Consider the following 24722-nt stretch of genomic DNA (forward strand, 5'->3'; position numbering starts at 1 on the left):
CCGGGAGGGCAGCCAAACCCCGGGTCGTCGCGGTCCCTCCCGGTCTCGGCGATTCCTGGTTGCTCGCCTCGTTCCGCGGGACCTCGGGTCCGCCGGGCATTCGTGGGAGGCGGCACCTCCGAGTCGGCCGCACGATTCCGATCATGGGTACGCTGCAACGACCATGAACGCGCAAGCACGCACCAAACTGCTCCGGGCCCTGGAGGCTCGCTTCGAGGCGAACATGAGGCGCCACGAGGGCATCGCGTGGGCCGAAGTCCAAGCCAGGATCGAGGGCAACCCCGGGGCCCTTGGGACGCTGCTCGCGATGGAGGAGTCCGGCGGCGAGCCCGACGTGATCGGCCAGGACCCGACGACCGGCCGGTTCACCTTCTGCGACTGCTCGGCGGAGAGCCCGGCCGCTCGCAGGAGCGTCTGCTACGACCGCGAGGCGCTCGACGCCCGGAAGGAGAACAAACCGAGGGGCAGCGCCGTCGAGATGGCCGCGGAGATGGGGATCGACCTTTTGACCGAGGCGCAGTATCGCGAACTGCAATCACTCGGGGCGTTCGATACCAAGACATCGAGCTGGGTCGAGACGCCGCCCGAGGTCCGATCGCTCGGTGGCGCCCTCTTCTGCGACCGCCGCTACGACAAGGTGTTCGTCTACCACAACGGCGCGCAGTCGTACTACGCCGCCCGGGGCTTCCGGGGCCTGCTCCGGGTCTGAAGGGGCGAGGGGCCGGGCCGGGCCGGGGCCCGTGCCCGGTCGGCCCCGGTTCGGTCGCTCGGCCTCAGGGGGCGGGGGACGCGAGCTGCGCTCGCATCCACCCGGCGCGGTTGGTGGTGACGCCGTCGACGCCGAGGGCGGCCAGCTCCCGGGCGACGGAGGGGTCGTCGACGGTCCAGACGTAGAGGCCCATGTTGGCGTCCCGGACCTTGCCCAGGAGATCCGCGTCGAAGGGGCCCCGGTAATTCAGGTCGAGGCCGTCGGCGCCGAGGGCACGGGCCTGCTCGATCAGGGCCTCGATGGTTGTGTTCCACTCGCCGGTTTTCTCGTCCCGGCGGAAGCCGGAGAGGAAGTACATGGGGTGCTCGGGGAGGGCCCGCTTCGCCTCGGCGAGGGTGTCGGCGTTGAAGGAGATGACGGGGAGCTGGTCGGGGGACTTGCCGGACGCCTCGACGGCCCGGACGAGGGCGGGGACGGCCTCGGGGCCGACCTTGACCTCGATGAAGCATCGAGAGCCGTCGGGGAGGGTGTCGAGGGCCTCCTCCAGGGTCGGGATCGACTCGCCGGCGAAGGCGTCGGACTTCCAGGAGCCGGCGTCGAGGGATCGGAGCTGGTCGAGGTTGGAGTCGGCGACGACGAGGTCGGCGCCGGTGGTGCGCCTCGTCGTCGCGTCGTGGATGCAGACGAGGCGGCCGTCGGCGGTGAGGTGGACGTCCAGCTCGACGGCGGGGACGCCCCGCTCCCAGGCGAGGTTGAAGGCGGCGAGGGTGTTCTCGGGGGCGTCGAAGGACTCGCCGCGGTGGGCGATCAGCTCGACGGCGGGGGCCGGGGAGGGCCGGGGGTCGTCGGTCGGGTTCATCAGGGCGAGGCCGATCAGCAGGGCGGTCACGGGGGGCTCCGATTCGGGGACGGTGGGGGGGGGATCCGGGTCGGGCCCATTCTGGCGGACGGGGGGGGACGGGGCAACACGCCGGGCGGGACTTGATCAGATCTTCACGAAGGCCGGCGATCGGGCGGGCCCCGGGCCCGGGAGCGTGCCGGGGCCGGGACGGATTGTCCGGGTCGCCGGGCGTCGCCGGGATTTTCCGCTGGCGATCGCGGGCGGTGGTCCGTTCTAATGAGTCGAGCGTGCCGGGATCGGCCGTCGCGCCTCGATCCCGCCGGTCGGCCGGTGCGCCGGGGGGGAGGGGACGCGTGGGGCCGGTCCGGCCCGGAGTCGCACTCACGTCGAAAGGAACCCCCGGGACACCACCATGAAGCGAAGTCTGTTCGCGATCGCGCTGCTGCCGATCCTCTCCGCCGCCGCGATCGCCCAGGAGCCGGCCGAGGCGGACGCCCTCCGGCAGGCGGTCAAGGCGGACCCCAACTCGATCGAGGCGATCAACGCCTACATGGGCGCCGCCATCGGCGAGGTGCTCTCCAGCATCGAGACCGACCCCGACGCCGCCGAGAAGGCCCTGGGAGAGATGGGGGCGTTCCTGAAGACCCTCACGCCGACCTCCCCGGAGGCCCAGCAGCTGATGGCCCGCGCCAACGGCGTGGTGCCGGTGCTCCAGCAGCGGATCACCCTGGGCCGCAAGACCCTGGACGAGCTGCAGGAGGCCGTCCGCCAGGCCCCGGGCGACGCCCAGGCGCTGAGCGACTACCGGGAGAAGCTGACGATGCAGCTCAGCGAGCAGGCCTACAGCGCCCCAACCGAGGCGTCCAAGGTGCTGGCCGGGGCCCGGGACTTCCTCGCCGAGATGAAGGCCAAGGCCGGCGCCCCGGCCGAGGAGGCCTACGCCCAGGCCGGCCAGGTGCTCGACCAGCTCTCGACCGCGATCGAGAGCAACCTGGCCCGGGACGCCCTGGTGGGCAAGCCGGCGGCCCCGCTGGCCGTCGAGGCGTGGGTCAACGGCTCCCCGCTGACCGAGGCCGACCTGAAGGGCAAGGTCGTGCTGCTGGACTTCTGGGCCGTCTGGTGCGGCCCCTGCATCGCCACCTTCCCGCACCTGATCGAGTGGGACGAGCAGTACGGCGACAAGGGGCTGGTGATCCTCGGCCTGACGAACTATTACCAGTTCGACTGGGACGAGGACGCCCAGCGCGCCGCGCCGACCCCGGACACCACGCCGGAGCAAGAGCGGGCGATGCTGGAGAAGTTCGCCGCCCACCACGGCCTGACCCACCGCTTCGCCATCCAGGACGGCGACTCGATGAGCGAGTATTACCAGGTCTCGGGCATCCCCCAGGCGGTGGTGATCGACCAGGAGGGGAAGGTCCGGATGGTCCGCGTCGGCAGCGGGGAGGCCAACGCCAAGGCCATCGGCGACCTGCTGGCCGAGCTGCTCGGCCCGGCCGAGAAGGCCGCGGAATGAGCCGGGGTTGATCGATCGGATCGACCGAGAGGCGGGCCGTCGCCGACCGGATTCGGCGGCGGCCCGTCGGCGTCGAGGGGGAGAGGTGCGTCGATGCAGGTCCCGTCACGCTGGCTGGTCGGGCGGAAACGGACGGCGGAGGCGGAGGAGGCGCTCGCCGAGGGGGAGCCGTCGGACCTCTGGCTGCAGTCGTGGTGGTCGCTGCTGGACCGGATGGAGCCGGGGGACCAGCTCTGGGAGTTCAAGGCCGACGAGTGCCCCGGGCCGGGCGAGCCGGTCGACATGCCCCACGCCGGGTATGCCGTGGTCCGGGCGGGGCGGGTCGTCGACGCGATCGATGTCCCCTGGATGGGAGGGCCGGCGCCCCACTGACCGCGCATCGGGCCCGGCTCAGGTGATGTTGTATTCCTTGAGCTTGCGATAGAGCGTGCGCTCGCCGATGCCGAGCAGTCGGGCGGCCTCCTCGCGGTTGCCGCCGGTGAGGCGGAGCGTCTCGGCGATGTAGTGGGCCTCGATCGCCTCCATCGGCTGGCCGACGAGCTGCGAGGTGCCGGACGACTGCGGCGCGGTGCCGACGGTGGCGAGCAGTTCCTCGTCGGTCAGGTCGTCGAGGCCGAGCTCGCCGTCGGTGTCGATCACCAGCAGGCTCTCGACCACGTTGCGGAGCTGCCGGACGTTGCCGGGCCAGGAGTAGGCCATCAGGGCCTTGCGGAGGTCGGCGGAGATGCCGGGGATCGGGCGGCCGTACCGGCCGGCGAACTCCCGGACGAAGTAGTCGATCAGCAGCGGGATGTCCTCCCGGCGGTCCCGCAGGGGGGGCAGCTTGATGCTGATGACCTTGATCCGGTGGTAGAGGTCCGTCCGGAACTTGCCCTCCTTGATCATCTCGGGCAGGTCCCGGTTGGTGGCGGTGACGAGCCGGACGTTGACGTGGATCGGCTCGTTGGAGCCCATCCGGAGGATCTCGCCGCTCTCGATGACGCGGAGCAGCTTGACCTGCGTCTGGGGCGGGAGGTCGCCGATCTCGTCGAGGAACAGGGTGCCGCCGTTGGAATGCTCGATCAGGCCCTTGCGCTCGCGATCGGCGCCGGTGAAGGCCCCCTTGATGTGGCCGAACAGCTCGGATTCGAGGATCGTGTCGCTCAGGGCGGCGCAGTTCAGGGCGACGAACGGCTTGCTCTTGCGGGGGCTGTTGTTGTGGATCGCCTTGGCGACCAGCTCCTTGCCGGTGCCGCTCTCCCCCAGGATCAGGACGGTGGCGGGGGTGGGCGAGACCTGCCGGAGCTTGTCGATGATCGCCTTCATCTGGGGGCTGTTGCCGACCACGCCCTCGAAGCCGAACCGCTCCTGGAGCTGGCGGTGCAGCTCGATGTTCTCCCGGGCGAGGCGGCGGGACTGGCTGGCCTTGTCGGCGACGAGGCGCAGCTCGTTGATGTCGAGCGGCTTGGTCAGGTAGGTGGCGGCCCCGCCCTGCATGGCCCGGACGGCGGTCTGCACGGTGGAGTGGCCGGTGAGGATGACGACCTCGGCGTCGGGCAGCTCCCGCTTGGCCTTCTGCAGGACCTCCAGGCCGCCGACGGGCTCCATGACGAGGTCGGTGATGACGATGTCGAAGTCGTGCTCCTCGATGAGGCGCAACGCCTCCCGGCCGCCGACGGCGACGGTGCAGTCGTAGCCGACCCGGCCGAGGCTCTCGGCGACGGCCTGGGCGTGGGGCTCGTCGTCGTCGACCACGAGGACGCGGATCTGGGGGTCCATCAGCCGTCTCCTCCCTCGTCGTCGCCCCGGGGCCCGGCGGCGGGCAGCAGCAGGGAGAACTGGGTCCCCTTGCCGGGCTCGGAGTCGAGCTCGATGGTGCCGCCGTGGGCCTCGACGATCCGCCGGGTCATCGGCAGGCCGAGGCCGGTCCCCCGGGCCCGGGTGGAGAAGAAGGCGTCGAAGACCCGGGGCCGGTCCGAGGGGGGGATGCCGACCCCGGTGTCGATCACGTCGAGCCGGGCGACGTCGCCGGCGTCCCCGGCACACCGCCGGGTGCGGAGGATCAGCTCGCCGCCGGAGGGCATGGCGTTCTGGGCGTTGCGGATCAGGTTGAGCAGGGCCTGCTTGAGGGAGTCGACGTGCAGGGCGACCGGGGGCAGCTCGGGGTCGAGCTGGATCCGGGTGACGATGCCGTGGGCCAGGGACTGGGGCTCGCAGAAGTCCCGGACGTCCTCGACGACGGCGTTCAGGTCGGCCGGCGCGAGATCCAGGCCGCCGACCCGGACCAGGCGGAGGAAGTCCTCCAGGAGCCCTTCGAGGCGGTGGGACTCCTTGCGGACGCGGTCGATCTTCTGCAGGGCCCGGCGGTCCCGGTCGGACTGGGCGCCCCGGAAGTCCTCGGCCAGCAGGTCGAGGGTCAATCGCATGGTGGAGAGGGGATTGCGGATCTCGTGGGCCAGCCCGCCGGCGAGCTGGGCGATCTCGGCGTACTGGTCGCGCAGGCGTTGCGCCTGGTCGGCGGGCAGGGGGGAGGAGGACTGGGGGGCGGATGCCGGGTCGGGTCCGCCCTCGGCGGACGCGGACGAGAAGGCTTCGGTCACCTCGGCGGCGGAGGATCGGGCCATGGGCGGGGCTCCCCTCTGAGGGATCGGGGGGCGGGGCTCGGTCCGGTCGGCGGCGGTCGCCCGGCGATCGGACCCCGGCGGGAGGCCGATGGCCGTCGCGGGCAACGGGGGATCGGGTCACCCCCAGCGGGATCCGGACCCGGGCGGGCTCGCGTCTCCTGGCGGGCGGGCGCCCCGACCGCGGGGCGACGGGGGGGGAGGCCGGGACCCGGCGGATGCCGGGTCCCGGCGCCGGATCGCGGCTCAGGGCGCGTCCCTCCCGGACGTCGGACGGCACTCGGGGCCGCCCTGCTCATCGGGGAGGGAGGGCCCGGCGGGCGGCGGGGACCGGGTCGGGTTGGGATGGCCGGGGTCGCGTCGTCCCCGGCCCCCCTCGGCCCCCGATCTCCCCGCGATCGAATCAGCGGCGGTCCCGAGGGGGGGGGCCGCCGGGGCCCCGGCCGCGGTCGCGGTCGCCGCCGCTGGGGCGGGGGCCGCGGTCGCCGCCGCTGGGGCGGGGCCCGCGGTCGCCGCCGCCGCCGCCCTCGCCGGCGGGCGGGCGGGGCTTGGATTCGACGGTGTCCTCGAGCCCGCGCTCGGCCAGGGCCTGGCGTCGGGAGAGCTTGACGCGGTCCTGTTCGTCGATGGCGATGACCTTGACGAGCATCTGGTCACCGACCCGGCAGACGTCGGAGACGCTGTTGATGTAGCCGTCGGTCAGCTCGGAGATGTGGACCATGCCGTCCTGGCCGGGCAGCAACTCGACGAAGGCGCCGAAGTCCTTGACGGACATCACGCGGCCCTCGTAGATCTTGCCGAGCTGGACGCCGGCGGTCATCCCCTCGATGCGGTCCCGGCACTCCTCGGCGCCGGCGGCGGAGGCGCTGGCGATGGTGACGACGCCGGTGTCCTCGATGTCGATCTTGGTGCCGGTCTCCTCCTGGAGGCGGCGGATGGTCTTGCCACCGGGGCCGATCAGCATGCCGATCTTCTGGGGGTCGATCTGGATCTGGATGAGCCGGGGGGCGTTCATCGAGATCTGGTCGCGGGGCCGCTTGATGGCGCGGAGCATCGAGCGGAGGATCTCGACGCGGGCCTCCCGGGCCTGGTCGAGGGTGCCCCGGATGATCTCCTCGGTCAGGCCGACGTTCTTGACGTCGAGCTGGATGCCGGTGATGCCGTGCTGGGTGCCGGCGACCTTGAAGTCCATGTCGCCGAAGTGGTCCTCGTCGCCGATGATGTCGGTGAGGAGGATGTATCGGCCGGTCTTCTGGTCCTCGACCAGGCCGATGGAGATGCCGCCGACGGGGTCGGAGATGGGGACGCCGGCGTCCATCAGGCTGAGCGTGGCGCCGCAGACCGAGGCCATCGAGCTGGAGCCGTTGGACTCCAGGATGTCGCTGACGACCCGGATGGTGTAGGGGAAGCGGGCCGGGTCGGGCAGGATCGGGGCGACGGAGCGTTCGGCGAGCATGCCGTGGCCGATCTCGCGGCGGCCGGGGCCGCGGATGGGGCGGACCTCGCCGACGGCGAAGTGCGGCATGTTGTAGTCGAGGTAGAACTTCTTGGAGTACTCGTCCATGATGCCGTCGACGCGCTGCTCGTCGGCACCGGTGCCGAGCACGGTGGTGACCAGGGCCTGGGTCTCGCCGCGCTGGAAGAGGGCCGAGCCGTGGACGCAGGGCAGGACCTCGACCTCGCAGGAGATCATCCGCAGGTCCTTCGGCCCGCGGCCGTCGGAGCGGTGGCCGTCGAGGATCAGCTCCCGGACGACGCGTTCCTGGAGGGCGTAGAAGGCGGCCTTGACCTGCACGGGGGAGGGCTCGGGGGCCTCCTGGCCGGGGCCCGGCTCGGGGCACAGCTCGGCGACGACGCGTTCCTGCAACTCCTTGGTGGCGGCGTTCCGCTCCTGCTTGAGCCGGATCTTCTTGACCTCGCGGAGGTCGTGGGCGTAGCGGCGGTGCAGCTCGTCCTGGAGCGGGTCGGGCCGGGGCTCGGGGTGGAGCATCGGGCCCATGCCGAGCTTCTCGCGGAGTTCCAGCTGGAGGTCGATCAGCTCCTGGTTGAGCTTGTGGGCCTCGAGGATCGCCTCGAGCATCTCGGGCTCGGGCAATTCCTTGCCGAAGCCCTCGATCATGGTGACCTTCTCGCGGGTGCTGGCCACGATCAGGTCGAGGTCGCTCCGGGACATCTCCTCGGCGGTGGGGAAGGTGACGAGCTGGCCGTCGATCCGCCCGAGCCGGATGGTGCCGAGCGGGCCGAGGAAGGGCACGTCTGGGGAGATGCAGAGGGTGGCCGAGGCGCCGATGAGGGTGAGGATGTCGGGGTCATTGACCCGGTCGGCCGAGATCGGCCCGGCCTGGATCTGGACCTCCATCCGGTAGTCGCTCGGGAAGAGCGGGCGGATGGGGCGGTCGGTGAGCCGGGAGGTGAGGATCTCCTTGGTGGAGGGCCGCCCTTCCCGCTTGATGAAGCCGCCGGGGAACTTGCCGGCGGCATACACCTTCTCGCGGTAGTCGACCATCATCGGGAAGAAGTCGAGCCCTTCCCGGCCGGGCGCGACGACGGTGGCGACCAGCGTCATGGTGTCGCCCAGGCGGACGACGACCGAGCCGGTGGCCTGCTTGGCGAGCTTGCCGGTCTCGATGGTGATGGTCTTGCCGCCGATGGTGCGCTCGACGACGACGTGCTTCTTGGTCGGGTTCACGGAAGTGACTGACGTGGACATGCCCACCCTTACCTCAATGTCGGCGGGACGGGCCGGGCGGGGGAGCGCTGGCGATGTGAGGACTGCCCGACGGCCGGTGGGACCGGCCGGGCTTGGCAGCAGAGGCGGAAACAGGATGAGCGGGGGTGAGGGTCCGCACGGGATCGGGGGGGGTCGTACCGGACGGTCGCCCCGGGCGGCTTGAGGTCGCCCTGGGCGGGAGGCCGGGAGGACCCGCCCCGACCGGGCGGGTCACCGACTCACTTGCGGAGGCCGAGCCGGCCGATCACTTCGAGGTAGCTCTTGCGGTTGGTCAGCCTCAGGTACTTCAGCAGGCTGGACCTCTTGGAGACCAGCATCAGCAGCCCTCGGCGGCTGGCGTGGTCCTTCTTGTGGGTCTTGAAGTGATCGGTCAGGTCGTTGATCCGGGCCGTCAGCAGGGCAATCTGCACCTCGGGCGAACCCGTATCGTGCTCCTCGCGTCGGAACGAGTCGATAATCTCCTGCTTCTTCTCTTTGGTGATCGCCATCGTCCGCCCCGCAAGGCACCGGCCGATCTTCGTGGAGAGGCCGTATGGTTGGAATCGTTTACGCTACGAAGTGAGGTAGCTTACGGGAGGAGGCCGCCGAATGCAATGCCCTGTCGGGCGGTGCGGCGGATCGGACGGCGGGGAGGGGCCCCGGGCTCGTCGATCGGTCAGCTCCCGCCGAGCGAAAGGCCGAGGCCGTCCCGGGAGGCGATCGCGCCGACGAGCAAGGCCTTCGGCCCCTCCCGGGGGGCCTGCGGGTCGGCGTCGAAGAGGCGGACGGTCGGCCGGGTCGGGCGGAGGGGCCCGGCGGCGATCAGGGCGCCGGTGGGTGTATTCACCGCCCCGAGGGCGAAGCCGGAGGGCCATCGACGGCCCTCGAAGGGCCGGAACCGGGTGAGGAGCCCCACGCCGGCCCGATCGGCGACCGGGGGGGCGTCGATGTCGTGCGAGGTCGGTCCCATCTGCCGGCCATGGCCGGCGCCGTCCCCGTGGCCGGCGGCCCGCCCGTGGCCGGCGTCGACCGTCCAGACGCTCACGTGCCGGCCGGCGGCCCGGGGGGCGGTCACGATCCTCGTGAAGCCGCCGAGCCTGCCGTCGAACATGGCGGTGGCGACCGAGACGCCCCGGCGATCTCGGGGGCCCGAGGCGAGGAACGACCCGACCAGCGCCGGGGCACCCAGGTGGGCCCGGCCGCCATGCTCGACGCCCTGGCCGTTGGGGGAGTAGAGGTCCCAGCCCCAGATCCGGACGTCGGGGGGGTGTCCCGGGCCGGGGGCGGTGACGATCCGGATCCGGCCGGAGCCGTCGACGTTGCCGGCGGCCAGCTGCACGCCCCCCCGGTGGCCGGGCCCGTAGGCCAGGAACTCGGAGAGCAGGGCCCCGGTCTTGCCGGAGAAGGCCCGGACCAGGGGCGCCGACCGGCCGGCCCCGGCGACGATGATGTCGGCCCGGCCGTCGGCGTTGACGTCGCCCGAGGCCACGTTCAGGCGGCCCCGGAAGCCCGGGCCGAAGGCGTCGAAGGCCAGCAGGGTGGTGGCGAAGTTGGTCGCCCCGTCGAGGACGACGACCAGGCCCTTGCGGCCGGTCCCGGCGGCGAAGATGGCGTCGGAGATCCCGTCGAAGTTGACGTCCCCCATGGCCGCCGACATGCCGTTCCTCCACCCCGGCCCGAACGGGGTGACCCGGGCCCTGGGCGTCTCCGAGACCGTCCGCCCGTCGGGGTTCAGCGGGTAGATCGACGCGATCGCGCCGCCGAAGGCGGGGGCGGACACGACCATCGGCTCGGCCGGGATGACGTTCAGGTGCGCCATCATCCCCCGGTCCTCGTGGATCAGGTTGTGGCAGTGGAAGACCGCCTCCCCCACCGTCGGCTCGAAGCGGATCCGGAAGACGGAGACGGTCTTCGGGTCCATGTACCAGACGTCCTGGTCGTACTCGTGGGGGGGCTTCGTGTAGACGAAGCCGGGGGGCAGGCCGTCGACCTGCCGGCCGACGTCGACCGCCTCGGCCTGGAAGTGCTGCATGTGCAGGTGGATCGGGTGCGGGATGTCGTCCTTGTTGATGACCGTCCACTCCTCGACCTGCCCGGCCCGGGCCTGGAAGGTGGGCGTGTCCGGCCAGATCTGGCCGTTGATGAGGAATTGGGACCGGCCGTCGACGACCCGGGTCTCGAAGACGACGGTCCGGGACGCCGCGACCTCCTCGTCGGAGAGGTCGACGTACCGGGCGTCGGGGTTCGAGGTGGTGAGGGGGAGGTCGTGCCACGAGGAGGGGTCGCCGCCCCGGCCGAAGCCCTTGATGGTCATGATCGGCTGGGTATGCGGGACCAGGCCCGGCTCCGGGGTGATCACCGTGGCCGCGAAGGTCCGCTCCTGCCCCTCGGGGGGGGCGGAGACGACCTCGCTGACCCGCTTGCCGGGGGCCAGGGCCACCCTGGGCTTCTCGACCGTCCTGGGGAACGAGGCGCCGTCCTGGGCGACGTAGTAGGTCGGCTGGTTGGTCGGGGCGTCCATGTCCCAGTCGTCGAACGGGACGGCGGGGTCGGGGATGAACGTCCGCATCAGGTCCCTGGGGTCGATCTGGAGCCCGACCCAGACCTCGTCCTCGGCCTCCATCTGCAGTTCGGGCATGTACTGGCCGTTGACGGTGAGCTGGAGGTCCCCCGTCTCCGTCTCCGCCAGCGGGGCCAGGCGGGTCCGGCCGGTGGCCGGGTCGAACTCGGGGGTGTGGGCCTGCAGCATCATCAGCCGGGTCGGCAGCCCCCGGACCTGGTCGATGTCGCCGTCGGCGTCGCCGACGACCAGGAAGCCGAGCATGCCCCGGTAGACCTGGTCCATCGCGAACTCGTGGCGATGCGGGTGATACCAGTTGACGCCCGGCTCGTGGTCGGCCGGGATCTGGTACTCGTAGACGTTGGACATGCCGGGGGGGATGTCCAGCAGGACGTTGTCCGAGTTGCCGGCCGGCGAGATCACCAGGCCGTGGGTGTGCAGGTTGGTCGGCGCCCCGCCGGGCTCCCCGTAAAGGGGGCTGACGTCCCCGAGGTCGTTCTCGATCCGGATCCGGAGCCGATCCCCCGGCTGGACGTGCAGGGTCGGCCCGATCGGGCCGTCGCCGGCCCCCCGGCCGTCGCAGGAGTCGCCCTCGTTGAGCGCCCAGGCATAGGTGAGGAAGCCGTCGACGAGTGTCGGGATCCCGGGTGCGAAGCGATCCTCGGGGTCGGCCAGCTCGATCACCTGGCTCGACTCGTGGGCCCGCAAGGTGACGTCGAGCACGCCCTCCGAGCTGGAAAGCCGGACCGGCTCCGCGAAGGCGGCGAGGAGCATTCGGGGCTCGAGGGGCTCCGGGGCGAATCGTCGGCGGCGGCGGTCGGGACGCATGCGATCATCTCCGGGTGGCGGTCGACGGTCTCGCTCGGGCAGCCGGGCCGGCGCCCCGGCCCTGGGGACCTGGTAAACCTAAGGCGCTGCCGGTCGCCCTGAGAACACGGCCCGGGCCGCTCCCATCCCGATCCGGAGGCGGCCCGGAGGCGACCGGCCGGGCCCTTCCGCCCCGGCCCTCGACCGTCCTGCGTAAGATGCAGGGGACGGCGAGGCGAGCGTCGTCCCGGACGGATCAGGGGGGGAGGGGTCACTTGAGCGAGCGGACACGACCGTCGAGCAGGCAGCGCGGGGAGGAGATACGGAAGGAGACCCGGGGGGGCGGGGCGGCGACGCCCTCGGGGCACCCGGGGGGGGGAGCGGCTCGGAGTCTCCCAGGCCGCTGCACCGCTCGGTCTGGGTGCTGTACGGGGAGCTGTTCCGGCTGATGCGGGGGCATCGCCGGGGCGTGGCGATCGCGCTGGCGACGCTGACCGTCGGCACCCTGCTGCGGCTCATCCCGCCGGCGGCCACCAAGGTGGTGATCGACTACGTATTGCTGGATCGCCCGCTGCCGGACCGGATCCCGGCCTGGGCGCCGATCCCGTCCTCGAGCGTCGGCAAGCTCGGGGCGGTGGTGGCGGTGGTCTTCGCCGTGTCGGTGATCGGGGCGCTGCTGGGGGTCTGGGGGAGGTGGCGGGCGACCGTCGTGTCCAAGCAACTCCAGGTGAGGGTCCGGCGCCGGGTGTTCGAGCACGCGTCGCGGCTGCCGCTGCACCGGATCTACCAGTTGAAGTCGGGGGGGCTGTCGAGCCTGATCCGGGACGACGCCGGGGCGCCCGGCGAGATGGTCTTCAACATGGTCTACAACCCGTGGCGGGCGCTGACGCAGCTGGTCGGCGGGCTGGCGATCCTGGCCTGGATCGACTGGCGGTTCCTGCTGGGGGCGGTCGGCCTGATCCCGGTCGCCTATTGGGCCGACCGGCTCTGGAACCGGGTCCTGCGGCCGATCCACCGCCGGTCCCGGAGGCAGCGGCAGGAGATCGACGCCAAGAGCACCGAGACGTTCGGCGGCATGCGGGTGGTCCGGGCCTTCGGCCGGCAGAAGACCGAGGCGGCCCGGTTCGTGAGGGAGAGCCACCTGCTGACCCGGCTGGAGATGCTCGGCTGGTACCGGGCTCGGGCCTTCGACCTGTTCTGGGACCTGCTGATGCCGTCGGCCTCGGGGGCCTTGCTGCTCTACGGCGGCTGGCAGGTCCTGCGGGGGGAGCTGTCCCCGGGTGACCTGATGATGTTCCTGGTCTACCTGGCGATGCTGCTGGAGCCGATCGCCGTGCTGGCCTCGAACATGACGACCCTGCAGAATAACCTGTCGGGCTTCGACCGGGTGCTCGACATGCTGGGGGAGCCCACCGAGCTGGCCTCGAACCCCGGGGCGATCCACGCCCGAAAGGGGAGGGTGGGGGGCCGGATCTCGATCGAGGGGCTGCGGTTCCGCTACCCGGGGCACGAGGAGGAGGTGATCCGGGGGATCGACCTGGAGGTGGAGCCGGGGGAGACGATCGCGCTGGTCGGCCGGTCCGGCGCGGGGAAGACGACCCTCTGCAACCTGGTCGCCCGGTTCTACGACCCGACCGGCGGGTCGATCCGGCTCGACGGCACGGATTTGAGGGACGTCGACCTCCAGAGCTACCGTCGACTGCTGGGGATCGTCGAGCAGGACGTCTTCCTGTTCGACGGCTCGGTGGCCGAGAACATCGCCTATGCCGACCGGAGGGCCTCCCGCTCGGCGATCGAGCGGGCGGCCCGGGCGGCCAACGCGTCGGGGTTCATCGAGGCCCTGCCGGGCGGCTACGACACGCTGATCGGCGAGCGGGGCGTCCGGCTCAGCGGGGGCCAGCGGCAGCGGCTGGCGATCGCCCGGGCGATCCTGGCCGACCCGGTGATCTTCATCCTCGACGAGGCGACGAGCAACCTCGACACCGAGAGCGAGCGGCTCATCCAGGCGGCGCTGGCCGACCTGATGCGGGACCGGACCTCGTTCGTCATCGCCCACCGCCTGAGCACGATCCGGGACGCCGACCGGATCCTCGTGCTCGACTCGGGAGAGGTGGCCGAGGTCGGCAGCCACGACGAGCTGATGGAGCGGAGCGGGCTCTACCGGGACATGGTGGAATTGCAGCGGATGGAGGGGGGGGCCTGATCGGTCGACGGCCCTCCGCCGACGGCCGATGGCCGCTGCGGGCGCGATCAGCAGGGGACGGGGGCGGGCAGTCCGTCGGCGTGGGGGAGCGGGATCCGGGAGGGGAGGTCGGCGAAGTGGGTCGGCCGGCAGAGGTAGAACCCCTGGCCGTAGTCGCAGCCGAGCTCCCGGAGCAGGGCGAGCTGGTCGGCCGTCTCGATCCCCTCGGCGACGACCCGGAAGCCGAGGATGGAGGCCAGCGCGGTGATCGTCCGGACGATCGAGGCGCGGTCGTCGGAGTGGACCAGGCCCTCGAGGAAGAAGCGGTCGATCTTCAGGAGGTCGAAGGGGAACTGGTGCAGGCAGGCGAGGGAGGAGTAGCCGGTGCCGAAGTCGTCGATCGCCAGGCGGAAGCCGGCCTCCCGGAGCCGGCCGAGGGTCTCCCGGGCGACGTCGACGTCCTGCATGACCGCCCCCTCGGTGATCTCCAGGTGGACCTCGGCCGGGTCGATGCCGGCCAGGCGGACGGTCCGGGTGAGCCGGCCGGCGAGGTCCGGCAGCAGCAGGTGCTGCCGGGCCAGGTTGACGCTCACCCCGGGGATCTTCCCCGACGGGGAGCGGGCCTCCTGCCTCGAGAGCTGGCCGAAGGCGCGGTCCAGGACGCGCTCCCCCAGCGGGACGATCAGCCCGCATTCCTCGGCGATCGGGATGAACTCCCCGGGCGAGATCGGGCCCAGCTCCGGGTGCTCCCAGCGGACCAGGGCCTCGACGCTGACGACCTCCCCGGTGTCGAGGCGGGCGATCGGCTGGTAATGCAGCGAGAGCTGGTCCTGCTCGATCGCCTGGCGGAGCCCCTGTTCCAGCTGCATCCGGCGCCGGACCCGCCGCCTCATGGACTCGTCGAAGACGGCCAGGCTGCCCCGGCCGGCCGACTTGGCCTCGTACATCGCCGTGTCGGCGTCCCGGAGCAGGTCCTCGGCGCGCTCGTAGTGGGCGTCATCCAGGGCGATGCCGATGCTGGCGGTCGAGACGACGCGGAAGGACTTGATGAGGTAGGGCTCGGAGAGGACCGCCAGCAGCCTCCGGGCGACCGGGACGGCGTCCGAGGGGGAATGGAGCCCCTCCAGGAGCACGACGAACTCGTCGCCGCCGATGCGGGCGGCGGTGCCGGAGCAGAGCCGGAGCACCTCGTCCCGGGTCCGGAGGTTGGCCCTCAGCCGGGCGGCGATCTCGACGAGCAGGGCGTCCCCGGCGTCGTGGCCGAGGCTGTCGTTGACGATCTTGAAGCGGTCGAAGTCCAGGAATAGCAGGGCGAAGCCGAGGCCCGGTCCCTGCCGCCGGGACCGGATCACCCGTCGGAGCCTGCGGAGCAGCGCGTCCCGGTTGGGCAGCCGGGTCAGCCGGTCGAGACGGGCCGCCCTCCGGAGCTGGCGGCGGAGGCGGACCCGGTCGGTCACGTCCCCCACCGAGCCGACGAAACGGACGGGTCGCCCGCGATCGTCCCAGACGGCCTGCCCCCGGGAACGGAACCAGCGATCCCCCCCCGAGACGCCCCGGACGCGATATTCGACGTCGTAGGGGGCCCGACGCTCCAGGTGCTCCCGGATCGCCGACCGGACCCGATGCCGGTCGTCGGGGTGGACCCGGTCGAGGAAGGAGGCGACCAGGGGGCCCGCCTCCCGGGAATCCTCCGAGATGCCGAGCATCCGGCGGAGGCGGCCGGAGAAATACAGGGTGTCGGTGCCGAGGTCCCAGTCCCAGATCCCCTCGTCCGCGCCGTCGACGGCCAGGGCATAACGCCGCTCGCTCCGGGAAAGCCGGTCGAGGTAGACGAGCTTGCTCCGCTGGGAGACCGCGACGCCGACCCCGGCCAGGCCGCTGACCATCAGTGCGGCGGCGCAGGAGAACCAGAAGGCGTGCCTCATGCTCCGGCATCGGGCCTCGAAGACCTCCCCCTCGATGTCCACGGCCACGAGGCACTCCAGGCGGCCGTCGTCGTGTCGCAGGGGGACCCAGGCCGAGAAGAAGGTGCCCCAGTCGTCGTCATAGGGCTCGGGGGAGACGTAGGGCTCCCCCGAGGCGGCGGCCCGGGCGAGCCCCGCAGGCGCCCCCGTGTAGGGCTCCCCAAGGCCGGCCTGGTCGACCACGCCGTCGCCGTCGGTGTCCTCGGGGAGGCCGGTGTCGACGACGAACCGCAGCTCGTCCCCGACGGCCCGGAGGGTGTAGATGTAGCGGAGGTGCCCGGCGGCCCCCACCATCTCCCGGAGCGGCGCGACAACCCTCAGGTACTCGGGCCCGTTCTGCTGGCCGGCCCGGGTCAGCCGGGCATGGGCGTCGGGGTCGATCCTGAGGGCGGCCAGCCGGGCGACGGTGAGCAGATCCTCGTCGACGGTGTGCCGGAAGGCGCGATAGGCGGTCGAGTAGCAGGTCCAGGCGCAGGCCAGCGAGCCGACCAGCAGCAGGAGGCCGGCGACCGTCCCCTGGAGGGCCGGGGGGACGCGGTGCAGTCGCCGGCCGAGGCCCTCCAGCGGGCCGGAGGCGGGCCCGGAGCGGCGAGACCGGACGCCCTCGGGGCCCGGGTCTCCCCTCGGGAACTCCGGCAGTCCGAGCCGGGTCAAGGGGAAGCGTTCCGGCCGGTCGTCATCGCCCATCGGATTCTCCCCGCCCCCGCCCCGCGCTCGCACCGCCATCGAATCCCCGCCCGGGCCGAGTTCGGTCCCGGGGGGTGGACCCGGGACCGAACTCGGCCGGGATCCGGAGACGGTCCGACTCCGGAGGCCGGGGCGCCCCCCCAAGGGTCTTCTAGCTCATGATCGCCACCCCCGGCGGGATCCCCACCTCGAGGGCCGCCCGGCCGGCCCCTCCGGTTCGCGTCCGGGGGGCCGGGGGTGTACACTCGACGGTGCGGGACGGGAGGCGGGAGGCGGCCGGAGGCGTGCGAGCGATGGGGATCGGATCGGCCCGGGGGCTCGGGGTCGCCCTGGTCGGGTACCGGGGGACGGGGAAGTCGACCGTCGGCCGGATCGTGGCCGATCGGCTCGGCTGGGCGTTCGAGGACGCCGACGAGGTGCTGGAACGCCGGGTCGGCCGGCCGATCGCCTCGATCTTCTCCGAGCGGGGCGAGCCCGCCTTCCGGGACCTGGAGGCCGGGACGCTCCGGGAGCTGACCGCCCGGTCCCGGCTGGTGATCGCCACCGGGGGGGGCGTGGTGCTCCGGGAGGAGAACCGGGAAGTTCTGCGGGCGTTCGGGTTCGTCGCCTGGCTCTCGGCCCGCCCCGGGACGATCGTCGACCGCCTCCGGGCCGACCCCGCCGGCCGGCCCGCCCTGACCGCCGCCGGGCTGTTGGGGGAGGTGGCCGAGGTGCTCGGCCGCCGGGAGGCGCTCTACCGGGAGCTGGCGGGGGCCGAGGTCGACACCGAGGGCCGATCCCCCGGGCAGGTCGCCGAGGCGGTGCTGGCCGCCCTCCCCGGTTCGTATCGCGAAGGGCCCTGACCGCGCCGCCCCCCGTCTCGAATCGAAGCCCCCTTCCGGGACCGATCGCCGTGATCTGGACCTTGCACGCCATCCTTCTGCCGCTGATCTTCGTCACCGGGACGCTGGTGGGCAGCTTCTCGAACGTCTGCATCTACCGATTGCCCTGGGAGAAGAGCGTCATCTGGCCGCCCTCGTGCTGCCCGAGGTGCCTGGCGACCATCCGGGCGAGGGACAACGTGCCGGTGCTCGGCTACCTGACGCTCCGGGGCCGGTGCCGGGAGTGCGGCGCGACCTTCTCGGGGCGGTACGCGGCGATCGAGCTGCTGGTGGGCCTGCTGTTCGTGGCCGTCTACGCCGTGGACGTGATGGCCGAGCCCAGGCTCATGTACGGCGGGGAGCTGGCGCTGGCCCTGGCGAGCGCCGCCTACCACGCGGGCCTGGCGACCCTGCTGGTGGTGGCGACCTTCATCGACTACGACTACGAGATCATCCCCGACTCGGTCACGGTGACCGGCATGGTCCTCGGCCTGGCCGTCGGGGCGATTGTGCCGGAGATCCGGATGGAGCCGGGCCGGGCGGAGTCGACCCTGGGGGGGCTGGGGACGGGGGTGCTGGGCCTGGTGGTGGGTGGGGGGGTGATCTACGCGGTCCGGCTCCTCGGCTGGGTCCTCTTCCGCAAGGAGGGGATGGGCCTGGGGGACGTGACGCTGGTGGCCATGATCGGCGGCTTCCTCGGCTGGCAGGCGACGCCGCTGGTGCTCTTCCTGGGGGCGATCGTGGGCCTGGTGCACGGGGGGATCCGGCTGGCCCTGATCCTGGGAGACCGCCTCGCCGGCCGGCCGGCCCGGACCTCGGCGATCCCCTTCGGCCCGTACCTGAGCCTGGCGGCCCTGATCCTGATGCTCGGTTGGCGATGGCTCTGGCCGGGATGGCTGGGGGAGCTGTTCCGGACGTACGCCGAGGTCGGGGAATTCCTGCTCGGCATGCTGCTGGACATGGCCTTCGGCGGGGGATGATCGGTCGAGGGCGGCCGGATTCCGGCCAAGGGAACCGGATCTGCTGCGAAGAGCACCCGGGGACGGCCGATTCGTCGGGGACGGGCATCGGGACAAGGAGCACGCGGCCATGACCTCTCCATATCGGCGCCGCAAGCCGTCGCTGATCCGCAACCTCTGGATCTACCGCCACCTGGTGGCGGTCGCCTTCGTGCTGGGGGTGCTGCTCTGGTTCGTGGTGATCAACGGCCAGTCGGTGCAGGTGACCTTTCCGTTCGGCCTGGGGACCCTGACCAGCTCGACCGGCATCCTGATCCTGCTCAGCGCGATGGCAGGGGCCTTGCTGGCGATGCTGGCGATGGGGGTGCTCGTCGCCCTCCGGCGGCTCAAGGCCGGGGCCGGGATGGCCGACGTAGAGAAAGAGGCCGGAGTCTTCGACGACGACCTGCCCCCGTCGGACTACGCCGCCAACGCGCCGGAGGGCCTCGACGACGCCCCCTGGTCGGGCGGGCGCTGAGCCGGGCCGAGGGGAGGGCGGGGTTCGGCGTGGCCCGGATCCGGGCCGGTTCGAACCGATCCGGGTCGGGTCGGGGCCCGGCCGCAATTCCGTCCGATTCCCCCGGACCACCGAGCCCAGGGCGCCGCTCATGATTCCCCCTCGACGATGCCGGAGGCCGCTGGCGGCGACGCTGGCCGCCCTGCTGCTGATGTCGGCCGTCGGCTGCGCCCGGTCCGGCCAGCTCCTGGCGTTGAATCCGCGGAGGAGCTCGATCCGGGAGCAGCTCAGCCGCCTGGAGTTCCAGAACCAGCAGCTCAGGGACGAGCTGAAGGTCGCCCGGGATGAGACCCAGAAGCTGGCCGGCGACCTGAGGCTCGCCGAGATCGACCGCCAGGATCTGCAACGGAAGGTCGACAGCTACCGGACCCAGCTCGGCAGAGCGGGGCAGGGGGCCGGCGACCCGTACGAGCTGGCCCGCCCGGCCCCCGACCAGGAGGGCCCGGAGGCCCGGTCGACCCGGCCGGCCTCCCGACCCCCGAGCGCGGCGCCATTCACCCGGATCCCGAACCCGTCGACGATCGACGTCACGCCCCCCCCCGGCCCCTCGGCCGAGGGCTCCTTCGGCTTCGGCTCCCCCCGGTCCCCCTCCTACGAGGACCGGACTCGGCCGTACATCGAGCCCCCGCCGGTCCGGTACTTCGACCTCAGCCCCTCGGCCAGTCGGGCGGACGTCGGCCTCAGCTCCCGGGCGGGAGGCTCGAACTGGTCTCCCCTGGCCCGGGGTTCCGGGTCGAGCGCCCTGGACTGAGCCCGGATCGCCCGCCGGTCGTACGGTCGGCGGAGTGGTCCAGCCTCCCCCGGCAGCCACCCGGTGGGCATGGCCGACCGCACGGGGGCCGGGGGAGGGCCGTCGAGGCCGGGCTGACGCCCACCGTTGCCCCCCCGGGGCGCAGGGCCCCGTGCTCGCCAGGGCCGAAGGTGGGGGCCTCCTCCCTGATCGGGTCGCCGGGGGGCGATCAGTTGCGGCGGCGCGGTCGGAGGCGGGCGGCGAGGCCGAGCGCGCCGATCCCGGCCAGGACGATCGACCCGGGCTCGGGGATGACGACCGAGGCGGTCGGGGTGCCGACGCCGAGGTTATCGATAGAGCCGCTGAACTCTCGGCGTTCGTCGAGGGTCGGGAGGACGGAGATCATCGAGAGGCTGACGAAGGAAAGCGTGTCGTCGGTGATGCTGCCGGGGAGGAGGAGAGTCTGGATCAGGGCGTCGTCGACGTAGAAGCCGACGGCCCGGGCGCCGAAGTCGATCGACATCTTCAGGGTGAAGTACGAGCCCAGTCCGCCGGTCGTGGAGAAGGTGTCGCCGGAGGACACCGAGCCGACGATCGTGCCGTTGGAGGAGACGTAGACGTCGGCGAGGAGGTCGAAGTCGTTGGCGAAGGCGGAGAGGTTGACGCTCACGGAGTCGTCGGCAGTCGTGCCGCCGGTGGAGCGATCGAGGCGGACGTCGGCGACGACGTCGATGACATCCATCCCGGGGGCGGCGGTGAACCCGATCGCCTTGTCGAAGGCCGAGAAATACAGGCCGCCGAGATCCTCCAGCCCGGCCCCCAGGATCTCGACCGCCTGGTCGCCGGAGGAGGGGTTCGAGGTGGAGACGATCCCGGCCCCCGGGCCAGCGATGGCGGAGAAGCCGTCCTGGCCGTCGAGCAGGCCGGCGGTGAACACGGGCTCCTCGAAGCCGGTCTCATAGAGGACCTCGGCCGCCGCGGGGGCGGCGGGGAGCGCGAGCAGGGCGGCGAGGGCGAGGAGCGGTGCGGGGCGTCGACGCGTCATCATCAAAGTCTCCGTTGCGAGCGTCGTCGTCGACCGTCCGGCCGATCGGGTCGACGAGGGGGAGGGGGCCGGGGGGTCGGGCCGTCGGCGGCCCGGGGGTCGAGGGCCCCGGCCGGGCGGGGGAACGGCCCCCCGCCCTCGGGATCGGGATCGGGATCGGGGCGGCGGCGGGTCGGTCAGCGTCGGGTGAGCCGGAGCCGCTCGGCCAGGCCCCGGGGGTCAGCCGCTTCGGCCCGCCCGTCGAGGCTGGAGATCGGGGCTCGGGTCCGGGAGTCTCCCACCTGATTGGGGGTTCGCCGGGAGATCGGGGCCGTCGGGTCGGGGGCGGGGGGAGCTGGCCGGGGCCCGTCCCGGCCCTCGGCCCGGAGGGCCGGTCGATCGGCCGAGGCGGCGTCGATCGACTCCCGGTGTGGGACGCGGGCGGCGGGCCGAGAGGGGAGGGTCGGCCCGGCCCCGGCTCCGGCCCAGGGGCCGTTCGGGGACGTCGGCGTCGGGGTCGGCGACCCTCCGGGGAGGGTGAGCAGGCCTCCCCGGGCCCGATCGAGGAGGAATTCACCCCACCTGCGGTCGAGGCCCAGGGGGGCGGCGAGACCTCCCCGGGGGGTCGAAGCCGGGCCATCCCCGAGGAAGCCATCGCCCCCTCCGGAGGGGGAATCGAATTCGAGGCGGACCGCGTCGATCAGCGAGGTGCGGTCGCCCCCGAGGCGGTTGATGCCCACGAAGCCGATCGTGTGGATTCCGGCATCGAGGCTCAGCAGCAGCTCCACCTCCTGATACGACGCGCCGCCCGGCTCGACCCGGGCCACCTCCACCCCGTCGACCGTCACCGCGAAGTCATGCCCCGGGCCGAGCCGCGAGTTCACCCGCGCCGCCGCGCGGAAGCTGAGCCGGTAGACGCCCGACTCCGCCACCTCCACCGGCTGCGAGAACCGCCCGACCCGCTGCAGGAAGGCCACCTGGTCCCCCTCGGGCGCCGTCGGGTTGCCCGCCGTGAAGCCCGAGCCGTCGGCCGCCACCCCCGAGTCTCCCGTGAAGGACCACGGCGTCCCCGCCGGCCGGTAGATGAACGAGTTGAAGACGTCTTCCGGCCCGGCCTCGGGGGCCTCGAAGCCGCCCCCCAGCAGCGTCCCCGGTACGGCCCTCGCCAGGGACACCGCGTCGATCAGCGAGGTGCGGTCGCCCCCGAGGCGGTTGATCCCCTCGAAGCCGATCGCATGAGTCCCGGCTTCGAGCCGCAGCAGCAGTTCCACCGGCTGGTACGATGTGCCGGCCGGCTCGATCAGGGCCACCCGCACCCCGTCGACTGTCACCGCGAAGTCGTGACCGACTCCCCCCCGCGAATTGGCCCGCTGCGCCGCGCGGAAGCTGAGCCGGTAGACGCCCGACTCCGCCACCTCCACCGGCTGCGAGAACCGCCCGACCCGCTGCAGGAAGGCCACCTGGTCCCCCTCGGGCGCCGTCGGGTTGCCCGCCGTGAAGCCCGAGCCGTCGGCCGCCACCCCCGAGTCTCCCGTGAAGGACCACGGCGTCCCCGGCGGGCCCTCGATGAACGAGCCGAAGACGCCGGGCGGCCCGGCCTCCGGGGCCTCGAAGCCGTCGTCGATGAGCCGGGAGGCCCCCGGCTCCAGGTCGACCCGCTCGAACCGGCTGTGCGAGATCGGCAGATAGCCGGGGACGAGGATGGTCGAGCCGTCGTCGGTGGCCGGCAGGCCGTCGGGGATCAGCCGGAGTTCGTCGTCGTCGTCGGGGCCGCCGCCGTCGAGGGAGATCAGGACGGCGGTCGAGGGGGCGACGGCGAAGCGGTCGTCCCCCGGGCCGGTCGCGACGGAGAGGGATTCGAGGCCCGAGTGGGTGATCGTCAGCGGCAGGGTCGGGGGTTCGACGACCTCGTCGAACTCGGGGGTGAGGTTGAGGATCATCGTGCCGACGCCGTCGGCCGAGTCCCGGAAGTCGAAATAGACCTGGGAGAAGTAGCCGTCCCGGTCCGAGCCCGGCAGGCCGAGCAGCGGGGGGAGGACCTTCGCCGCCCAGCCGCTGGTGAGGAAGTCCATGCCGAAGACGCCGTCGATTCGGGGGCCGTCCTCGACCTCGATGTCCAGCACCCCGACGAGCAACTCGGTCCAGACCAGCTCGGCGCCGTCCTCGGTGGCGACCGCGGCCTGGTCGACGGCGACCAGCGGGATCGAGGAGGTGCCGCCGATGCCGCCGACCTCGATGAAGTCCAGCGCCTCGTCGTCGAGGGTCCCGTTGCCGTTCTTGTCCAGGCCCAGCTCGATGGCGAGGTCCGTCGAGATGAGCGAGAGTTGGGCGCCGGTGTCCAGCAGGAACTCGCCGGTGGCGGCGTGGCCGTCGTCCCGGGCCTCGACGGTCAGGAAGGGCAGGGGGGCGAAGGTCGGCAGCGGGTCGTCGCCGACCCGGCCGTCGTGGGGGAAGTCGACGAGCCGCAGCGGGACGCTCCGGGGGTGTTCGAGGCCGTGGGGGAGCGCCCCGGAGAACTCGACGCCGATGGACAGATCTTCCGCTTCGAGCGGCTCGGACCAGCCGCTCATGTCCAGCTCGACGACCTTGTCGACCATCGTCGGCATGCCGATGATGCCGAAGGGGCCGAGGAAGCTGAAGCTGACGCTGGAGCTGTAGAGCAGCCGGGCGTCGGGGATCGTGTTCCGGACGCCGCTCCGGCCGGCGTAGTCGAACCGGTACGGGGCCGAGACGTCCATCGGCGTGAAGCCGGAGACCCCCTGCTCGAGGTAGTCGCCGTCGTCGACGATCCCGTTCTCCTCCAGCTCCGAGGCGGCGAAGTCGACGATCAGCAGGCCCGTGGCCCCGGTGTCGAGCAGCAGTTGGTTGAGGAAGAACGGCCCGAGGCTCTGGTCGCCCGGGGGCCGGGCCTCGTCGATCACCTCGACGGTCACCAGGGGCTGCTGGATGGCGACGTTGTCCGACCGGCCGAGGAAGACCTCGTCCCGGGCGTCCCGGGGGTCGTCGTAGATGCGGAGCACCCCGTCGGTCACCTCGACGGCCTGGGGGACGTCCCCCTCCCCGACCACCTGGAGCGCGTCGACCCCGGCCCCCCCGCCGATCAACTCGACCTCGAGCGGCCGGCCCAGGCCGGCGATGTAGCGGTCGAGTCGCACCGTGTCGGCGCCGTCCTGCGAGACGTCGATCCCCAGGTGCTCGAAGTCGAGGAACGAGAGGGACTGGCCGGCGAAGGAGGCCCGGACGACCTTGAAGCCCTCGGCATTCCTCAGGCGTTGCAGGTCCAGGGTGTCGGCCTGCCCGGTCCCGAGCAGCGTGATCCGGTCGTCCCCGGTCGCCCCGGTGACGGAGAGGCTGGTCGGCAGGGAGGGATCGAGCCGCAGCGCCACGGCATCGGCCTCGCCCCCCGAGTCGCCCTCGGCGCCGGTGGCGACGGCGAGGGAGGAGACGGCCGAGAGCGGGGCGGCGACCACGCCCGGCCCCCGCGTGACGAGCCCCGAGCCGGCGACGGTCAGCGGCACCCCGGGCCCGGTCTCGGTGACGACGAGCCAGGTTTCGCTCCCGGCCCGTTCCACCTCGACGGACAGGTCGTTCGACTCCCCGGCCGAGGCGGCCACCGTCAGGGCCCCCCCGGCGAGGGAGATCGCGGCCGGCAGCACGCGGGCCTCCAGCGGCAAAATCCCGGCCGTCGGCGGGACGGGCGATCGCCTCCGGCCCCGTCGGGCGCGGCGGCGTCGGGGCGAGGGCGAGGGCGTTTGCATGGGCGGCTCGACTCCGAGTGCGAGGGCCATGGTGCGAGGTCTCCCTTCCCCGAGGCTCCCGAGGTCGGCGCGCGCCGATCGCTCCCGATCGGGCCGGGACCCGGGCCGCTCGGCCCGGCGCGGCGGGGGCCGATCGGCCTCGGCCACGCGGGGAGCCCTGAATCATTGATGAATGAACGTGAAGAACAGATGGGGACGTCCTGGCGACTCAATTGATACCGCCGCGGTCGGCCGAGGACAACCGAAAAAGCCGGACGCC

Annotated in this window: 17 protein-coding genes; 8 read left to right on the forward strand and 9 right to left on the reverse strand. The window is 72.5% G+C overall.

The window, feature by feature from the left end; genetic code table 11:
- Positions 1 to 163: 163 nt before the first annotated feature.
- Positions 164 to 709 (forward strand): DUF4256 domain-containing protein, encoded by a 546-nt coding sequence (locus ElP_RS08545; RefSeq protein WP_145268345.1) that lies wholly within the window; start codon positions 164 to 166, stop codon positions 707 to 709.
- Positions 710 to 773: 64 nt separating this feature from the next.
- Here the strand turns inward: ElP_RS08545 and ElP_RS08550 are convergent, their stop codons facing one another.
- Positions 774 to 1598, reverse strand: coding sequence for a glycerophosphodiester phosphodiesterase (locus ElP_RS08550; RefSeq protein WP_315852668.1), 825 nt, complete (start codon positions 1596 to 1598; stop codon positions 774 to 776).
- Positions 1599 to 1962: 364 nt separating this feature from the next.
- Here ElP_RS08550 and ElP_RS08555 point away from each other — a divergent pair, with 364 nt between their 5' ends.
- Positions 1963 to 3066: a TlpA family protein disulfide reductase gene (locus ElP_RS08555; protein ID WP_145268347.1), complete on the forward strand. Its 1104-nt coding sequence runs from the start codon at positions 1963 to 1965 to the stop codon at positions 3064 to 3066.
- A 93-nt stretch (positions 3067 to 3159) separates the two neighbouring features.
- Positions 3160 to 3438, forward strand: a complete 279-nt coding sequence (locus ElP_RS08560; protein WP_145268349.1) for a hypothetical protein — start codon at positions 3160 to 3162, stop codon at positions 3436 to 3438.
- An 18-nt stretch (positions 3439 to 3456) separates the two neighbouring features.
- Here the strand turns inward: ElP_RS08560 and ElP_RS08565 are convergent, their stop codons facing one another.
- The 5 genes from ElP_RS08565 to ElP_RS08585 form a co-directional block, all read right to left on the reverse strand.
- Complete coding sequence (locus ElP_RS08565) at positions 3457 to 4824, reverse strand: sigma-54-dependent transcriptional regulator (protein WP_145268351.1); 1368 nt, start codon at positions 4822 to 4824, stop codon at positions 3457 to 3459.
- Positions 4824 to 5669 (reverse strand): two-component system sensor histidine kinase NtrB, encoded by an 846-nt coding sequence (locus ElP_RS08570; protein WP_145268353.1) that lies wholly within the window; start codon positions 5667 to 5669, stop codon positions 4824 to 4826. The genes ElP_RS08565 and ElP_RS08570 overlap by 1 nt, the downstream gene beginning before the upstream one ends.
- 400 nt (positions 5670 to 6069) lie before the next feature.
- Complete coding sequence (gene pnp, locus ElP_RS08575; protein WP_145268355.1) at positions 6070 to 8376, reverse strand: polyribonucleotide nucleotidyltransferase; 2307 nt, start codon at positions 8374 to 8376, stop codon at positions 6070 to 6072.
- 239 nt (positions 8377 to 8615) lie between these two features.
- On the reverse strand, positions 8616 to 8885 hold the full coding sequence (rpsO, locus tag ElP_RS08580; protein ID WP_145268357.1) for a 30S ribosomal protein S15: 270 nt from the start codon (positions 8883 to 8885) through the stop codon (positions 8616 to 8618).
- A 167-nt stretch (positions 8886 to 9052) separates the two neighbouring features.
- Positions 9053 to 11764: a multicopper oxidase domain-containing protein gene (locus ElP_RS08585; protein WP_145268359.1), complete on the reverse strand. Its 2712-nt coding sequence runs from the start codon at positions 11762 to 11764 to the stop codon at positions 9053 to 9055.
- 427 nt (positions 11765 to 12191) lie between these two features.
- On the opposite strand from ElP_RS08585, the gene ElP_RS08590 reads away from it, so the two are divergent.
- The gene (locus ElP_RS08590) at positions 12192 to 13946 is read left to right on the forward strand and encodes an ABC transporter ATP-binding protein (RefSeq protein WP_145268361.1); all 1755 of its coding nucleotides are present in this window, start codon (positions 12192 to 12194) and stop codon (positions 13944 to 13946) included.
- A 47-nt stretch (positions 13947 to 13993) separates the two neighbouring features.
- Here ElP_RS08590 and ElP_RS08595 read toward each other — a convergent pair whose 3' ends face one another.
- Entirely contained in the window at positions 13994 to 16576 is a 2583-nt protein-coding gene (locus tag ElP_RS08595) for a putative bifunctional diguanylate cyclase/phosphodiesterase (RefSeq protein WP_197446822.1), read from the reverse strand.
- A gap of 293 nt (positions 16577 to 16869) precedes the next feature.
- On the opposite strand from ElP_RS08595, the gene ElP_RS08600 reads away from it, so the two are divergent.
- From ElP_RS08600 to ElP_RS08615, 4 genes are all read left to right on the forward strand, one after another.
- Positions 16870 to 17418, forward strand: a complete 549-nt coding sequence (locus ElP_RS08600; RefSeq protein WP_145268365.1) for a shikimate kinase — start codon at positions 16870 to 16872, stop codon at positions 17416 to 17418.
- Positions 17419 to 17468: 50 nt separating this feature from the next.
- Entirely contained in the window at positions 17469 to 18416 is a 948-nt protein-coding gene (locus ElP_RS08605; protein WP_231749578.1) for a prepilin peptidase, read from the forward strand.
- A gap of 109 nt (positions 18417 to 18525) precedes the next feature.
- Positions 18526 to 18912 (forward strand): LapA family protein, encoded by a 387-nt coding sequence (locus ElP_RS08610; protein WP_145268369.1) that lies wholly within the window; start codon positions 18526 to 18528, stop codon positions 18910 to 18912.
- A 130-nt stretch (positions 18913 to 19042) separates the two neighbouring features.
- Positions 19043 to 19702: a hypothetical protein gene (locus ElP_RS08615; RefSeq protein WP_145268371.1), complete on the forward strand. Its 660-nt coding sequence runs from the start codon at positions 19043 to 19045 to the stop codon at positions 19700 to 19702.
- A 208-nt stretch (positions 19703 to 19910) separates the two neighbouring features.
- On the opposite strand, the gene ElP_RS08620 is transcribed toward ElP_RS08615, so the two are convergent.
- Complete coding sequence (locus tag ElP_RS08620; RefSeq protein WP_145268373.1) at positions 19911 to 20729, reverse strand: PEP-CTERM sorting domain-containing protein; 819 nt, start codon at positions 20727 to 20729, stop codon at positions 19911 to 19913.
- Between the two features lie 173 nt (positions 20730 to 20902).
- A complete protein-coding gene (locus ElP_RS08625; RefSeq protein ID WP_145268375.1) occupies positions 20903 to 24493 on the reverse strand; it encodes a retropepsin-like aspartic protease in 3591 nt (1196 codons plus the stop codon).
- Between the last annotated feature and the right edge of the window lie 229 nt (positions 24494 to 24722).

The organism is Tautonia plasticadhaerens (genome assembly GCF_007752535.1).
Taxonomy (GTDB): domain Bacteria; phylum Planctomycetota; class Planctomycetia; order Isosphaerales; family Isosphaeraceae; genus Tautonia; species Tautonia plasticadhaerens.

What these genes read in the sequence shown, in the direction of transcription:
- ElP_RS08545 (WP_145268345.1), top strand. Translation starts at nt 164, where the DNA reads ATGAACGCGCAAGCACGCACCAAACTGCTCCGGGCCCTGGAGGCTCGC.
- ElP_RS08555 (WP_145268347.1), top strand. Translation starts at nt 1,963, where the DNA reads ATGAAGCGAAGTCTGTTCGCGATCGCGCTGCTGCCGATCCTCTCCGCC.
- ElP_RS08560 (WP_145268349.1), top strand. Translation starts at nt 3,160, where the DNA reads ATGCAGGTCCCGTCACGCTGGCTGGTCGGGCGGAAACGGACGGCGGAG.
- ElP_RS08565 (WP_145268351.1), bottom strand. Translation starts at nt 4,824, where the DNA reads ATGGACCCCCAGATCCGCGTCCTCGTGGTCGACGACGACGAGCCCCAC.
- ElP_RS08570 (WP_145268353.1), bottom strand. Translation starts at nt 5,669, where the DNA reads ATGGCCCGATCCTCCGCCGCCGAGGTGACCGAAGCCTTCTCGTCCGCG.
- pnp (WP_145268355.1), bottom strand. Translation starts at nt 8,376, where the DNA reads ATGTCCACGTCAGTCACTTCCGTGAACCCGACCAAGAAGCACGTCGTC.
- rpsO (WP_145268357.1), bottom strand. Translation starts at nt 8,885, where the DNA reads ATGGCGATCACCAAAGAGAAGAAGCAGGAGATTATCGACTCGTTCCGA.
- ElP_RS08585 (WP_145268359.1), bottom strand. Translation starts at nt 11,764, where the DNA reads ATGCGTCCCGACCGCCGCCGCCGACGATTCGCCCCGGAGCCCCTCGAG.
- ElP_RS08590 (WP_145268361.1), top strand. Translation starts at nt 12,192, where the DNA reads ATGCGGGGGCATCGCCGGGGCGTGGCGATCGCGCTGGCGACGCTGACC.
- ElP_RS08595 (WP_197446822.1), bottom strand. Translation starts at nt 16,576, where the DNA reads ATGGGCGATGACGACCGGCCGGAACGCTTCCCCTTGACCCGGCTCGGA.
- ElP_RS08600 (WP_145268365.1), top strand. Translation starts at nt 16,870, where the DNA reads ATGGGGATCGGATCGGCCCGGGGGCTCGGGGTCGCCCTGGTCGGGTAC.
- ElP_RS08610 (WP_145268369.1), top strand. Translation starts at nt 18,526, where the DNA reads ATGACCTCTCCATATCGGCGCCGCAAGCCGTCGCTGATCCGCAACCTC.
- ElP_RS08615 (WP_145268371.1), top strand. Translation starts at nt 19,043, where the DNA reads ATGATTCCCCCTCGACGATGCCGGAGGCCGCTGGCGGCGACGCTGGCC.
- ElP_RS08620 (WP_145268373.1), bottom strand. Translation starts at nt 20,729, where the DNA reads ATGATGACGCGTCGACGCCCCGCACCGCTCCTCGCCCTCGCCGCCCTG.
- ElP_RS08625 (WP_145268375.1), bottom strand. Translation starts at nt 24,493, where the DNA reads ATGGCCCTCGCACTCGGAGTCGAGCCGCCCATGCAAACGCCCTCGCCC.